This is a genomic window from Sulfuricurvum sp. (genome assembly GCF_022759005.1).
In the GTDB taxonomy this organism is placed as follows: domain Bacteria; phylum Campylobacterota; class Campylobacteria; order Campylobacterales; family Sulfurimonadaceae; genus Sulfuricurvum.
This window is the reverse complement of the sequence record NZ_JAEMQA010000076.1, coordinates 1-14,018: the sequence shown is the minus strand read 5'-3', so window position 1 is coordinate 14,018 and position 14,018 is coordinate 1. Positions and strand designations below refer to the sequence as shown.

General features: G+C 46.7%; 14 protein-coding genes. 9 read left to right on the top strand and 5 right to left on the bottom strand.

Going from position 1 to position 14,018, the window contains the following annotated elements; genetic code table 11:
* The first annotated feature begins 2 nt into the window (after positions 1-2).
* From gltB to JHC35_RS05045, 9 genes are read left to right on the top strand one after another with little or no spacing between them, the layout of a single operon-like run.
* Positions 3-4,442 (top strand): glutamate synthase large subunit, encoded by a 4,440-nt coding sequence (gene gltB / locus JHC35_RS05085; RefSeq protein WP_365996485.1) that lies wholly within the window; start codon positions 3-5, stop codon positions 4,440-4,442.
* 5 nt (positions 4,443-4,447) lie between these two features.
* Positions 4,448-5,830: a glutamate synthase subunit beta gene (locus JHC35_RS05080; protein ID WP_295042643.1), complete on the top strand. Its 1,383-nt coding sequence runs from the start codon at positions 4,448-4,450 to the stop codon at positions 5,828-5,830.
* A complete protein-coding gene (locus JHC35_RS05075) occupies positions 5,830-6,558 on the top strand; it encodes an inositol monophosphatase family protein (protein WP_295042641.1) in 729 nt (242 codons plus the stop codon). Before JHC35_RS05080 ends, JHC35_RS05075 begins: the two co-directional genes overlap by 1 nt.
* Complete coding sequence (gene accD, locus JHC35_RS05070; protein ID WP_295042639.1) at positions 6,555-7,397, top strand: acetyl-CoA carboxylase, carboxyltransferase subunit beta; 843 nt, start codon at positions 6,555-6,557, stop codon at positions 7,395-7,397. Before JHC35_RS05075 ends, accD begins: the two co-directional genes overlap by 4 nt.
* A 2-nt stretch (positions 7,398-7,399) precedes the next feature.
* Positions 7,400-7,957: a thiamine phosphate synthase gene (locus tag JHC35_RS05065; RefSeq protein WP_295042637.1), complete on the top strand. Its 558-nt coding sequence runs from the start codon at positions 7,400-7,402 to the stop codon at positions 7,955-7,957.
* Positions 7,954-8,412 carry a 23S rRNA (pseudouridine(1915)-N(3))-methyltransferase RlmH gene (locus JHC35_RS05060; protein ID WP_295042635.1) on the top strand — a complete coding sequence of 153 codons (459 nt, stop codon included), beginning with the start codon at positions 7,954-7,956 and terminating at the stop codon, positions 8,410-8,412. Before JHC35_RS05065 ends, JHC35_RS05060 begins: the two co-directional genes overlap by 4 nt.
* Before the next feature lie 9 nt (positions 8,413-8,421).
* The gene (gene dksA, locus JHC35_RS05055) at positions 8,422-8,775 is read left to right on the top strand and encodes an RNA polymerase-binding protein DksA (protein ID WP_295042633.1); all 354 of its coding nucleotides are present in this window, start codon (positions 8,422-8,424) and stop codon (positions 8,773-8,775) included.
* 10 nt (positions 8,776-8,785) lie between these two features.
* Positions 8,786-9,808, top strand: coding sequence for a hypothetical protein (locus JHC35_RS05050; protein ID WP_295042631.1), 1,023 nt, complete (start codon positions 8,786-8,788; stop codon positions 9,806-9,808).
* Positions 9,809-9,855: 47 nt separating this feature from the next.
* Positions 9,856-10,845 (top strand): tRNA-dihydrouridine synthase, encoded by a 990-nt coding sequence (locus JHC35_RS05045; protein WP_295042629.1) that lies wholly within the window; start codon positions 9,856-9,858, stop codon positions 10,843-10,845.
* 198 nt (positions 10,846-11,043) lie between these two features.
* Here JHC35_RS05045 and JHC35_RS05040 read toward each other — a convergent pair whose 3' ends face one another.
* The 5 genes from JHC35_RS05040 to JHC35_RS05020 all read right to left on the bottom strand — a co-directional run.
* On the bottom strand, positions 11,044-11,943 hold the full coding sequence (locus tag JHC35_RS05040; protein WP_295042627.1) for an ATP-binding cassette domain-containing protein: 900 nt from the start codon (positions 11,941-11,943) through the stop codon (positions 11,044-11,046).
* Positions 11,940-12,614: a molybdate ABC transporter permease subunit gene (modB, locus tag JHC35_RS05035; protein ID WP_295042625.1), complete on the bottom strand. Its 675-nt coding sequence runs from the start codon at positions 12,612-12,614 to the stop codon at positions 11,940-11,942. The genes JHC35_RS05040 and modB overlap by 4 nt, the downstream gene beginning before the upstream one ends.
* Entirely contained in the window at positions 12,604-12,999 is a 396-nt protein-coding gene (locus JHC35_RS05030; RefSeq protein WP_295042623.1) for a hypothetical protein, read from the bottom strand. The genes modB and JHC35_RS05030 overlap by 11 nt, the downstream gene beginning before the upstream one ends.
* 61 nt (positions 13,000-13,060) lie before the next feature.
* Positions 13,061-13,237, bottom strand: a complete 177-nt coding sequence (locus JHC35_RS05025; RefSeq protein ID WP_295042621.1) for a hypothetical protein — start codon at positions 13,235-13,237, stop codon at positions 13,061-13,063.
* The coding region (locus JHC35_RS05020; RefSeq protein ID WP_295042620.1) for a class I SAM-dependent methyltransferase at positions 13,234-14,018 on the bottom strand (785 nt) is incomplete at its 5' end. The genes JHC35_RS05020 and JHC35_RS05025, both read right to left, overlap by 4 nt.

The following is a 14,018-nucleotide window of genomic DNA, read 5'->3' as shown; positions in this document are numbered from 1 at the left end:
CGATTAGAGTGGAATACCAAGACCTATTACGATCATTTAAAGATAACTGCGGATTCGGTTTGATTGCCAATATCAAAAACCGTCCTTCGCATCAAAACTTGGAAAATGCTATTACTGCGTTAGAACGTATGATGCACCGTGGTGCGGTTGCCGCAGACGGTAAAACCGGAGACGGTAGCGGATTGCTCCTTTCCCTTCCTCATGAATTTATGCGTTCTGTCGCGCAAAATGCGGGTGTCGAGTTACCGGAAATGTATGCGGTTGCCGTGGTATTTACCCGTGATAGTAAACAGCTTGAGCGTTTTGAAAAAATTTGTAACGACAACGATCTCAAAGTTGTTTTGAACCGTAAAGTTCCAGTTGATACAAACGCATTGGGTGAACAGGCACTTGCGTCATTGCCAGAAATTTACCATATTTTTGTCACTCCGAATTCGTTGATGGCGACACAGCGTTTCGATGCCTTGCTCTATCTTAGCCGTAAAGAGATCGAACATGCTTTGATAGAAGATCAAGATTTTTATATCGCTTCCATGTCAGCTCGCGTCGTATCATACAAAGGGCTTATTATGCCGACGCATATCAAAGAGTTCTATGTTGATTTGCAAGACGAAACGTTTAAAATCTCGTTTGCCCTTTTCCACCAACGCTTTTCCACCAATACTCTTCCAAAATGGCGTTTGGCTCAACCGTTTCGTGCCGTAGCCCACAACGGTGAGATCAACTCGGTTGAAGCAAACCGTTTCAATGTAGCGGTAAAATCCGAATCGATTAAGAGTGAAGTATTTACCGACGAAGAGATCGCACGTCTTTTGCCGATCCTCCAACCGGGCGGTTCGGACAGTGCTAGTGCCGATAACTTCTTTGAGTTTTTGATTATTAACGGTATGGACTTTTTTAAAGCGGCGCGTGCGGTTATCCCTGCACCGTGGCAAAATGCTCCGCACATGGATCCTCAACTCCGTGCGTTTTACGAATACCACTCTACCGTTTTCGAAGCATGGGATGGTCCTGCGGCGTTTTCATTGACCGATGGACGCTACATCGGGTGTGTACTGGATCGTAACGGTCTTCGCCCTTCAAAATACATTATTACCAATGATGATACCCTCCTCATCGCGAGCGAATATGGGGTTATTGATATTCCGGAAGATCAAATCAAAGAACGCGGACGTTTGCAATCGGGTCAAATGATCGGGTTGGATTTGAAATTCGGAAAAGTCCTCAAAGACGAAGATATTAACCAATATCTCAAATCCTCTAACCCGTACATGAAATGGCTCAATGATCACATGATCTATCTCCAAGAGCATGTTGATGAGCAATACGTCACCCGTTGTGAATACGATGCGTCGACGTTGATCGAGCGTCAACGCTATTTCAACATCACCCAAGAGGTGGTTGAACAGGTGATCGAACCGATGATGCGTGATGGTAAAGAAGCAGTCGGATCGATGGGAGATGATACTCCTTTGGCTGCATTTAGTAGCGTTCAACGCCACTTTTCCGATTATTTCAAACAACGCTTCGCGCAAGTAACTAACCCTCCGATCGACCCGATTCGTGAAAAAGTGGTTATGAGTTTGAATACCGGTTTTGGTGAAACACACAATATCCTTGATGAAATCCCATCGCACGCTAATCGTTTGAAAGCAATTTCACCGATTATCGTTCGTGAAAAACTCGAAGTACTCAAATCGTTCGGGGATAAAAAATCTCCGCGTTATCAACCGTTTTATACGAATCAAGAGTTCTCTACCGCATATAAAGGTTCTTTGAAAACAGCGCTGGAAGCATTGGTAGAAGAGGTTGTCAAAGCGGTTCGCGAAGAGGGTGTCCGTATCGTCATTTTGAATGACAGTGGATTTGATCGTGACCACAAAGCGATTCCGATGGCAATGGCGGTAGGGCGCATTAGCCGTGCGTTATTAGACGCAAAAGTGCGTCATTTGGCATCGATCGTCGCGTGTACCTCTGAGGTGATCGATTCACACGGTGCGGCGATCTTGATCGCATACGGTGCGAGTGCGGTGTATCCGACACTATTGTTTGCTACGGTTGCGGCACGTGCGGAGAGCAGTGTCAATGACATCAACTGTTCTGAAGCGTTCAAAGCAGTCCATCATGCACTTAACGCCGGACTTCTTAAAATCATGTCAAAAATGGGGATTGCGACGATCGCATCGTATCGCAACTCAGGGTTGTTTGACGTTATCGGTTTAAGCCGTGAGATCGTGCATGAGTGTTTCGGCGAATCCCATGCGATGATTCCGGGACTTAGCTATGAAGATATCGATGCACGTTTGGAACGCAATCATAAAGAGGCATTTCAAGTAGGCGGCTTCAATAAAATTTTCCCATTGAAAATCGGGGGATTCTATAAATTTTACAACGCTCAAGAGCACCACGATTTCAATCCGGATGTGATCCATGCGATCCACCGTGTTTCAAAAACAGGGAAACGGGAAGATTTCGATAAACTCAGCGCATTGGTCAACGGCCGCGGTCAAAAATTCATCCGTGATTTCTTTGAATTTAAATCGGATCGCTCACCGATCGACATCAGTGAAGTCGAACCGAAAGAGGCTATTTTCAAACGATTTGCATCGGCAGCGATGTCTCTTGGATCGATCTCTCCGGAAGCGCACGAGTGTCTAGCCGTCGCAATGAACACCATCGGCGCTCAAAGCAACTCAGGTGAGGGTGGAGAAGACTCTGCACGTTTCGGAACGCTCAAAAACTCAAAAATCAAACAAGTCGCGTCTGGACGTTTCGGGGTCACTCCGGCGTACCTCCGCTCTGCTGAAGAGATTCAAATCAAAGTGGCTCAAGGGGCAAAACCGGGTGAGGGCGGACAGCTTCCGGGTCATAAGGTAAGCGGATTGATCGCACGTCTTCGCTATACGATGCCGGGTGTCACATTGATTTCGCCTCCTCCGCACCATGACATCTATTCGATTGAAGATTTGGCGCAGCTCATTTTTGACATGAAACAAGTCAATCCGAATGCAAAAGTGGCGGTAAAACTTGTCTCTTCTGCGGGCGTCGGAACCATCGCTGCGGGTGTTGCCAAAGCGTATGCCGATAAAATTATTATCTCCGGTGGAGACGGCGGTACGGGTGCCGCTCCGCTCACGTCGATCAAATTCGCGGGTAACCCGTGGGAGCTTGGACTCTCCGAAGCGCATAACGCCCTCAAAGTGAACAATCTTCGCGGCTTGGTACACGTTCAAACCGACGGTGGATTGAAAACCGGTACCGATATTGTAAAAGCGGCATTGCTCGGCGCGGAGAGCTATGCGTTCGGAACGGGTGCATTGACCATTATTGGATGTAAAATGCTCCGCATCTGTCACGTCAATAAATGTTCGGTCGGTATTGCTACGCAAAATGAGAAACTTCGAAGCGAATATTTCACCGGAACGGTTGAGCAACTGATCAACTACTTTACCTATTTGGCGGAAGACGTTCGTAAAATTATGGCGCAGCTCGGATACCGTACAATGGAAGAGATGATCGGGCGTAGCGATCTTCTTAAAGTCGTTGATAATGAATTTGCGCAGAAATTCGATTTCAGCTCCGTATTGCACCGCGAAGAGGGTGTTAATACCGTTCAGGCCGCATCAAACGAACCGTTCGATGCGAATGAATTTGAACAAGAGGTGCTTGCAGAAGCGATGGATGCGATTAAAAATCCGGAACGTCCGGTAAAAATCGTTCGCGACATTTGTAATCTTAATCGCAGTTTCGGTGCCCGTATCAGCGGTGAGATCGCCCATTACTACGGTGATGCAGGTCTTAAAGACAATACGATCAAAATCAATCTCAAAGGGATTGCGGGACAAGCTCTCGGTGCATTCTTGATTAACGGTGTATCGATCCGTTTGGAGGGTGTTGCAAACGACTATATCGGTAAAGGGATGCATGGCGGTAAAATCGTTATCCGCTCTCAAAACCAAGGTGAAGCGTTTAGTGCAGGCGGAAACACCTGTCTTTACGGTGCAACCGGCGGGAAACTCTTTATTGCCGGATCCGTGGGAGAACGTTTTGCCGTTCGTAACTCTGGTGCTATGGCGGTTGTCGAAGGGACAGGTGACAACGCGTGTGAATACATGACCGGTGGGGTTGTTGTGATCCTCGGTAAAACAGGGATTAACTTCGGTGCGGGTATGACGGGTGGTTTTGCGTTCGTCTACGACCAAGACCACAGTTTTGTCGAAAACGTCAATCGTGAGTTGATCGATGCATTGCGCATCGATACCGATGATGGAGACGAAGCACGCCATTATCTCAAACGATTATTGAAAGAGTACGTTGCTGAAACCGAAAGCGAAATGGCACAAGAATTATTGAAAAATTTCCGTGTAGAAATCCGTAATTTCTGGCTTGTTCGCCCTAAAAATTTAACTAAATTGCCACTCAATCCGGACAAAGGGGACTAAGAAATATGAGAGAATTTTTAACGATTGAGCGAATTGATCCTGCAAAACGCCTTGTATTGCAACGTTTAAAAGATTTCAGCGAGATTTATGAACCGATGGGTTCAAGTGATGCCTCGTCACAAAGCGATCGCTGTATCCAATGCGGTGATCCGTTTTGTTTGAACAAATGTCCGCTTCACAATTATATTCCGCAATGGCTCAAAGCAGTTGCAGAAAAAGATTTGAAATTCGCATTCAACCTCTCCAATGAGCCATCGCCGTTTCCCGAAGTGATGGGGCGTGTATGTCCTCAAGACCGTTTGTGTGAGGGGGATTGTACCCTGAATGACGGTCATGGTGCCATTACGATCGGTGCGATTGAGACGTTTATTAACGAAGAGGGGTTCAAACAAGGGTTGAAACCGTATTTCCCGGGAATTACCACGGATAAAAAAGTAGCGATTATCGGTTCGGGTCCTGCGGGACTCTCTGCTGCTACCTATTTGCTCCGTTCGGGAATCGCGGTAACGATGTATGAGCGTGCCGACAAAGCGGGCGGATTGCTTACGTACGGTATTCCAAGCTTTAAATTGGACAAAAAAATTGTAGAACGCCGAGTGAATCTTTTGTTGGAAGCGGGCTTGGAACTCGTTTTGAACTGCGAAGTGGGCAAAGATATCGAGTTCGACGCAATTGCCGACAAGCACGATGCCGTTTTTATCGGTATCGGTTCAACGAAAAGCAAAACAGCCAACATTGCGGGAGAAAATGCATCGAATGTTTATGCCGCGATCGATTACCTCACGGCGGTGCAACGCAAAAATTTCGCTCTAGCGTACGATAAAAAATTCGATTTCAAAGATCTCGACGTTGTTGTTGTGGGCGGTGGTGATACTGCTATGGACTGCGTTCGTACCGCAAAACGCGAAGGGGCGAAAAACGTTACCTGTTTGTATCGCCGTGATGCACACAATATGCCGGGATCGGTAAAAGAGTACAAAAACGCGATTGAAGAGGGGGTTGATTTTACGTTTAATGCTTCTCCGAAAGAGGTGATCTTGAACGATAGCGGCAAAGCGGTCGGCATCCACATGGCAAAAACCGTTTTGGGTGCCAAAGACGAATCAGGCCGTCAAAAAATGGAAGAGGTCAAAGGGGGTGATTTTAACGTAAACGCTGACGTAATCATCATGGCACTCGGTTTTGATCCGTGTGTACCGGCTTTCTTGGCGGAAAACGGTATTTCTGTCAACAACTGGGGCGGAATCATCATTAATGACAAACATGAAACGACAACTGCCGGAATCTATGCCGGCGGAGATTGTTATCGCGGGGCCGATTTGGTTGTTACTGCGGCGTATGACGGCCGTGAGGCGGCACGTTCTATCGTAAAATCGCTCTTGGGATAATGAACCCGTTTATTCAGGCCTCACTCCTTGCGTGTCAAGAGATTGACACTCTTATCCGTGAGGGGAATTCTACCCTCTATACTCTCCATAAAGAGGGTTTTGGCGGTGACATCAGCAACGGTGTTGACCTCAAAGCCGAAGCAATCTGTTTTAAATATCTCTCTCCTTTCGGATCGGTTTTCTCCGAAGAGAGCGGGTGGATGTCCCCTCAATCTTCTACGTGCATCTATCTCGATCCGATTGACGGAAGCGACAATTTTGTCTCACGCCTCCCGTATTACGGTGTTTCGATTGCTCGCGTCGTTGAGGGGGAGACAACCGAAGCCGTTGTGTGCAATCTGGCTAACGGCGATCTGTTTGTCCGAACTTCAGATGAGTATTACCGCACATCAGTCCAAGATTGTACCCTCAAAGAGGCGATTGTGACGAACAATTCAGCAAAAATCGGCCTTTTTGAGAAAGCACCCGAACATCCAGTTCTGGTAGAAAAATTGATGGCAAAAAAGCTGAAATTCAGATCCCCCGGAGCCCTTGCTCTGTCGCTGGCGTATGCCCCTTATGTGAAATATGTGCTATTTTTGGGTACAATGCGACCATACGATATCCAAGCCGGCCTCTATTTGAGTCGGCATCTTTATGTATATAGCGATGAACGATATATCCTCATCAGTGCGGATAAAGAGCTTTTTGAGCAGATACGTTTGATTGTAGAAAAGGAGTATTTTTGAGTCTATTTAACCTGTTCGGGGACTCCGAAAAGAAAAAACAACCCACGAAAAGCGAGGCTCCGTCTCACTGGGTAAAATGCCCCTCTTGTCAGTCATTGATGTACTACAAAGAGATTGAAAAACAAAACCATGTTTGTCCTAAATGCGGATTTCACCTCCGTATTGGCGTTAAAGAGCGCCTTGCGTTGATCGCTGATGAGGGGAGCTTTGTCGAGTTCGATGCAAATCTCCGTCCGGTTGACCCGTTGAACTTTGTCGATAAAAAAAGCTATGCGGCGCGCGTCGAAGAGGGATACGCGAAAAATGGAACCTACTCATCCGTCGTGAGCGGTGAGTGTACCATTAACGAGGTTCCTGCACAATTGGTCGTATTCGATTTCAACTTCATGGGTGGATCACTCGGTTCGGTTGAAGGGGAAAAAATTGTCCGCGCAGTGAACCGTGCACTGGAGAAACGACAAGGACTCATCATCGTCAGCGCCAGCGGCGGAGCGCGGATGCAGGAGAGTACATTTTCTTTGATGCAAATGTCCAAAACATCCGCAGCATTGGCAAAATTAGCCGATGCGAAACTACCGTATATTTCGCTTCTCACCGATCCGACGATGGGTGGGGTGAGTGCCTCTTTTGCAACATTGGGTGATATTATTATCGCAGAACCGGGTGCATTGGTCGGATTCGCAGGACAGCGTGTTATCAAGCAAACCATCGGGTCTGATTTGCCCGAAGGGTTCCAACGGGCGGAATTTTTACTCGAAAAAGGCTCTATTGATATGATCGTAGAACGTAGCGAACTCAAAGAGACACTGAGTGATATGCTCAAACTTCTCCTCCCCTAACAATGCAGATTTACGCTCTTTGTGATGCGGATATGCTCAGAGAAAAAGGGATCAATCTCCTCTCTTTTGCAGAGCGTGCCAAATCGTTAGGTGCCGAAGTACTCCAATACCGTAACAAGCATGCCGACGTCGCGTCTATCAAATCCGACTTGATCGCTTTGCGCCGTATGTGGGAAGGGTTTTTGATTATTAATGATCACTATGAACTCTCATCATTCTGTGACGGTGTTCACATCGGTCAAGAAGATTTATACGCAATCGATGCTGATCCCTCGCGTGCAATTAAAATTTTGAAAATGGCGATCGGTGAGGATAAAATAGTCGGTCTCTCCACCCATAACCTCGAAGAGATCGAGATTGCCAATTCTCTGGAGATTAATTACATCGGATTAGGGGCGTATAGAGCTACCTCTACTAAATCGGAAGCAAAAGTGTTGGGTGATCAGCTTGATGTGATTGCGTCTCATTCCAAACACCCTGTAGCCGCTATCGGCGGGGTAAAACTAGACGATGTTTTTCATCATGTTTCGTACAAAGTAATCGGTAGTGGACTGCTATGAATATATCGATTATTACCATAGCCAAAAAAGAGCGCTCACTGTATGATCCTCTTTACCAAGAACAGATGAAAATGATCTCCCGTTTTGCCAAAGTGGATGACGTTGAATTGTTCCCAAAAGAGGTAGTTAAAGCGCACACAATCAGTGCCGAAGCATCTCAAGCCGCGTATTCGAAATTATTATCGCCCATGTTGGGAAAAAATTACTCGATTGCACTCCATCCTGATGGGAAAAGAATGGATAGTTTTGCATTTAGTAAGCTTATAAGTGATAAAATTTCGGTGCAATTTTTTATAGGCGGGGCTTACGGCTTTGAAAAAAGTTTCGTAGACCAATGCGATGCGGCTATCAGTCTCTCGGAGATGACGATGAGTCACAAAATCGCCAAAGCGGTACTGTTAGAACAGATTTACCGTGCCTATTCATTGTTGGCAAACCATCCGTATCACAAATGAGGAGCATTGATGAGAGACCATGAGTTGCAGTATTTTGAGGAAATATTGCTGACACGTAAAGCTCAGATAATCAAAAATCTTACCGGCGTTGAGAGTGAAATGAATCAATTACGTGAGATGGAATTAAATGACGAAGGTGATTTTGCCTCTGCCAGCAATGATAATATGGTCGAAAATGCGATCGGTTCGCAGCAAATGCATGAACTTGAAGAGATCGAAGTGGCTCTTGGAAAGATAAAATCGAAGCAATACGGTATTTGCGAAATGTGTGAAGATGACATCGGTTTTCAGCGTTTAAAAGTAAAACCACACGCTAAATATTGTATCGTCTGCCGCCCGATCGTCGAAAAAAACAAACACTAAAGGATTAATAATGCAGCTCAAACGGTATACTATCGCATCGTTAATTTTAATAATATTAGTCGCTGCTGCGGTTTATTCAATCGACAATGAAGCGATTTCATTTGATTTATTGGGGATCCATTTCCCGAACTTGCCGGTTGCATTTTGGGTCGTCGTGCCGCTCATTATTATGTATCTTGCGAGCTTGCTTCATATGGGAGTTTATGCCCTTGTCGGAAATTTCAAGCTTCGCCGTTTGAATAAAGATCATGAAAAAATGATCGATGCACTCCGTGATGCATTGCTCGGAGTAAGGGAGCGCAATTATGTTTATAAAAGCGAACCGTACAAATTGATGGGAAAATTGATCGATCACTCTTTGTTGATCCCTTTTGATACCCTCCGCTCTATCGGAAACGAAAAAATCGATGACGTATTGCAACTGATGCGGGATGTCAAAGAGAATAAAAAAGTGGATATTAAAAAGTTTCATTTGCCTTCAACGACGTCAATCGCTATCCAAAATAATCTAAACCGTTTCGAACGCGGTGAAATTGATGCAGATAGTATCTTATCCCGTCCGGATAGCTACGGTGAGATTGTTTGTGCGAAAGCGTATGAAACCTATGTGAAAACTGCATCGGTCGGTTCGATTATGAAGTTCAAACACCTTTTTACCAAAGCATCTTTGATCGATTTCCTCCAACGGATTAATGCAAGTGAAAACGGTATCCAAATCGCTAATGAAGAGTTAGTACCTCTTTTAACCTCTATGAAACTCGATAGCAATGATTGGATCGATCTCTCCGAAGCAATGGCAAAAAACATGCTTCCAGAACAACGTATCCGCTTGTTCGAGATGCTCAGTGAACAAAACGATGACGCGATGGAAGGGTACTTCTACACCCTTTATGATTTGCAAATGATCGATACGGCAAATGAGATTTTAAACAATACGGCCAATAACGATTATTTGATTTTCAAAGCGTACCGTGATCTTAAAAAAGCGAACAAACACTACGACATCGCGATCTTCCTTCGTCGCAGTTGTTAACCACAGCGGCAGCGCATTTGCGCTCCCTTTCTCCAAGGTAATTTTGTATGACTCCCAAACTTGATTTTTCAACCCCCGTTTATGCTCTTGCTCCCTTAGCCGGATACACCGATCTACCGTTTCGCAATGTCGTCAAAAAATTCGGTGCCGATTTGACGGTCAGTGAGATGATCAGCTCCAATGCACTCGCATACGGATCGGCTAAAACGATCAAAATGTTAGAACGCAGTCCCAACGAAGATCCCTATTCGGTTCAAATCGCCGGAGCGGAAGAGGATATAGTCCGAGGTGCCGTAGAGGTACTCAATGGGGTAGATGATATAGACATTATCGATCTCAACTGCGGGTGTCCGGTGCCGAAGATCGTCTGTCACGGATCGGGGAGTGCATTGTTGAACGATTTACCTCGTATGGCACGGATTATCGAGACAATCAAAAAAAACTCCAATAAATCGACTCTCAGTGTCAAAATACGCTTAGGATTCGAGTCGAAAAATCATATCGAGATTGCCAAATTGGTCGAATCGTGCGGTGCTGATTTTCTTGCAGTTCACGGGCGTACCCGTGTAGGAAAATTCAAAGCACCTGTTGATTATGACGCCATCGGTGAGATTAAAGCCGCTATCGGTATTCCCGTAATTGCCAATGGGGATATTGACTCCTTTGAGAAGGCGCAATGGGTACTCGAACACACCAAATGCGATGGTATTATGATCGGCCGTGGAGCGGTAGGGGCACCGTGGATTTTTCATCAGCTGAAATCCGGAAGTGCGACGGTTGATCCACTGATCAAACATGCTATCATTATGGAACATTTGGATGGTATGGTGAACTTTTATGGAGCACGCGGTGTTGTGACATTTCGCAAACACGTACATACCTATTCCAAAGGGTATGAAGGGGCTTCAGCGTTACGCGATCAAATAAACCGTATCGATGATCCCATCCATTTCCGCGCAGTGGTCGATGAGTTTTTTCTCACCCATCGTCAGATAAGCGAAGGGTTCAAAGCTAGCGATATGAAATGCGAGTGTTGATCTTTATACAAAGTGGTATAAATTCGTTTTTTTGCCGTTTTTCTTCTAGTTGCTTTATCGCTTCAAGAGGGTAGAGCAGTTTATCCGCTCATTAGGGATGTATTTAGTTTTTCAGGGGTGAGTACATAACCGTAGACATTCACAGTAATAACAAAGGAGTGTCATGAAAACAAGTGCACCCAACGAGATCAAAAAAGGTCAAATCAACAGTGAAGTAGTTCTCTTAGTCACAGGAATGAGGATCGGATTGAACGCTTTGGTAGAAATAATCGCATGAGCTCCAACGCTGAGCAAGGATGCTTCATCGGCACTCGCTACGGTGCGGACGAGGGAAGAGCCGACGAGAAGGGTGATGATAAAGACGGGATCGTCCTTTTCGATCTTGAGCACTTCGCCGACAAGCTGAAGTTTGCCGCTGAGGGCATGGGGAGAGAAAAATTCCATCGGAGAACATATCTTTTCGATTTGCCCAGATGCGACCGATGCGAGACGATCGGAAAGTTTCACCGTTTCGGTAATATCATGACTGACCAGTAGGGTGGTTACCCCTAATTTGGAATGGATCAGCGCAAGCTCATCTTGGAGCTTTTGGCGCATAGAGGGATCCAGTGCCGAGAGAGGCTCATCGAGGAGCAATATCTTGGGGCGACGTACCAATGCACGAGCCAATGCGACCCGCTGTTTTTGCCCCCCTGAGAGGGTGTCGGGGTGACGATCTGAGAGCGCGGAGAGTTCGACGAGTTCAATCAGCTCATCGACATTTCGCCGCTGTTCCTCATTCTCAGCCGCGAAGAGGAGATTTTCACGCACACTCATGCTCGGAAAAAGGGCGTAGTCTTGGAACACGAAGCCGACACTGCGTTGTTGGGGTGGGAGGTTGATACGGCGTGCGCTGTCAAACCAAACGTCGCCGTTCACCTCGATGATTCCGCTATCGGGTTTCTCTAATCCCGCGATCAATCGCAATAGGGTCGTTTTACCCGCTCCTGAAGTACCGAACAGGGTGATAAACTCGCCGTTGGAAACGGAGAGCTCGTAGTGTGCTTCCAAATCTCCCGTTGCGGTGTGGAGATTCTTTTTGGCATCGATCGTAATCATTGAATCCCTCCAAGCGATTTTTTGTTGAGGGTGTAGACCAGCAGCAGTATCGAGAAGGTGACGACAAAGAGGGTAAGGGCGTATTGGTGCGCCATCGCATAGTTCAGCGACTCGACTTCGTCATAGATAGCGATGGAGGCGACTCGGGTTTCGTCCGGGATATTGCCACCGATCATCAGGATGACTCCGAACTCTCCAACAGTATGGGCGAATGCGAGGGTAATCCCCGAAATCAGACCGCTACGGATCATAGGGAGGATGACGCGCACCATCGTTTCAAATTTCGATTTGCCCAAAGTATAGGAGGCTTCAAAAATAGAATGGGGGACTTGCGCGAGGGCGGATTGGATCGGGTGCACCATAAACGGCAAACTAAAGAGGACGGAACCGATCACCAGCCCCTCAAAACTAAATGCTAAGTGTATCCCGTGTTCGGTCAAAAAATTCCCGATGGCAGAAGCAGGGCTAAACGCGAGGAGGAGATAAAATCCTAGTACCGAAGGGGGCAATACGAGTGGCATACTCACGATCGTTTCGATGATGCTTTTGAAGCGCATTTTGGAGAAGACCAAAAAAGAGGCGAGAGGAATCGCGATAAACAGCAAAATAGCGGTCGTGATCGCCGCAAGTTTAAAAGTGAGTGCCATCGTACTCAAAAATTCAGATTCCATGATGACCTCGCAGTAGTGATATTTCGCTTGGACTTACCATCCAAAACACTTCATCCCCCGCGTCAATGCTCAGAGTATTAAAGGTGAGTGTCGGAACGAGGGCGGTAAGGGTGTATTCGTGATAGGCGAGGGTGATTTGGGAGAGGACGCTCCCTTGTTCTATTGTGCTAACTACGGCGCGCTGAATATTGGCGGTTGTAGTGGTAGAAGTTGGGGTGAGGAGTACTTCGGTCTCTTTGAATGCCAAGGTGAGCGGTGTTCCTATCGTGTCATGGCACTGTTCGGCGAGGAGGAGATGAAAATGATCTTCCCCCACAGCAACGGTGAGGATGCTGAGGTGTTCGGAGGCTGTGATGGCAGTTAGGATGGCGCTCAGGGTGTTCATAGCGGTTCGATTCTCACTTTGATGTCGGCAGGTTCTGCGCTGTAAGGTGATGAGGTGACGATCATATCCACTCCAGTACCGCCTCTTCGGTACAGGAGACGACGAGAGGACGTTCCCGGGTGGCGAAAGTGATGCGAGCGCATTGATCCTTGATACCTAGTGATGCGGTGGTGAGATCACCGTACGGGACATCTTCAGCGAGGAGAGTTTCAAGCTCATGGTCATTGAGAAGTATCATATTGAGGTCTCCCACCCAATAAATGCCCAATTGACGGATCGGGGAGGGCGGTTTTGTGCGACAATGACATCTCGGTAGTATTGGCGGGCTTTGGTTTTTTGCTCGTCGTTCAACTCATGGACGCTCCATATCAGCGATTCAACGAACTCCTCCTCATTACCTGCACGAACACTTCCACGACCTGTTTCGATGTAATCGATACGGGGGAGGTAGCCCTGAGAGTAGAGGATGATCGGGATGTACCAGTAGTCGGGCTTGGTTTTCACCTTTTTGCCGATGTAATCAAGGATATTCATATCGACGAAACTCCCTCCCACTTTGTAGGTGAGGTAGCACGCCTTAGAAGCATGAGAGGACATTTTGACAAGGGCGGCTTCGATGTCGTGAACTTCCATCGAACGGGATGCTACGACGATGTCCGCTTGCGGGAGATCACTCCAATCATCCTCCCACCCTATGTGATATGTTTTAATATTAGTCACCCCTTCACGCGCTGCATAGATTTTTAGCTCTTCGAGCATTTGCGCAGAGAAGTCGATGGCGATCACCTCTTTGACCCTTTTTGCCAAAGGGATAGCAAGAGTACCCGGTCCGCATCCGATGTCGAGAACCGCTTCATCTCCGGTGATATTCATACGGGAAATGAAGTCGTTCACGTAGGGACTGTTGATGACGGAGGCTGCCATATCGGCAGATTTTTCATCCCAGTCGCTGCTGCTTTTGCCTTTGAAATCGGTGTGGGCTTTATGCTCACGGTACATTTGCGCAAAATTGATCGGTT

What these genes read in the sequence shown, in the direction of transcription:
- JHC35_RS05080 (WP_295042643.1), top strand. Translation starts at nt 4,448, where the DNA reads ATGAGAGAATTTTTAACGATTGAGCGAATTGATCCTGCAAAACGCCTT.
- JHC35_RS05050 (WP_295042631.1), top strand. Translation starts at nt 8,786, where the DNA reads ATGCAGCTCAAACGGTATACTATCGCATCGTTAATTTTAATAATATTA.
- JHC35_RS05065 (WP_295042637.1), top strand. Translation starts at nt 7,400, where the DNA reads ATGCAGATTTACGCTCTTTGTGATGCGGATATGCTCAGAGAAAAAGGG.
- modB (WP_295042625.1), bottom strand. Translation starts at nt 12,614, where the DNA reads ATGGAATCTGAATTTTTGAGTACGATGGCACTCACTTTTAAACTTGCG.
- JHC35_RS05040 (WP_295042627.1), bottom strand. Translation starts at nt 11,943, where the DNA reads ATGATTACGATCGATGCCAAAAAGAATCTCCACACCGCAACGGGAGAT.
- JHC35_RS05025 (WP_295042621.1), bottom strand. Translation starts at nt 13,237, where the DNA reads ATGATACTTCTCAATGACCATGAGCTTGAAACTCTCCTCGCTGAAGAT.
- JHC35_RS05060 (WP_295042635.1), top strand. Translation starts at nt 7,954, where the DNA reads ATGAATATATCGATTATTACCATAGCCAAAAAAGAGCGCTCACTGTAT.
- dksA (WP_295042633.1), top strand. Translation starts at nt 8,422, where the DNA reads ATGAGAGACCATGAGTTGCAGTATTTTGAGGAAATATTGCTGACACGT.
- JHC35_RS05075 (WP_295042641.1), top strand. Translation starts at nt 5,830, where the DNA reads ATGAACCCGTTTATTCAGGCCTCACTCCTTGCGTGTCAAGAGATTGAC.
- JHC35_RS05045 (WP_295042629.1), top strand. Translation starts at nt 9,856, where the DNA reads ATGACTCCCAAACTTGATTTTTCAACCCCCGTTTATGCTCTTGCTCCC.
- JHC35_RS05030 (WP_295042623.1), bottom strand. Translation starts at nt 12,999, where the DNA reads ATGAACACCCTGAGCGCCATCCTAACTGCCATCACAGCCTCCGAACAC.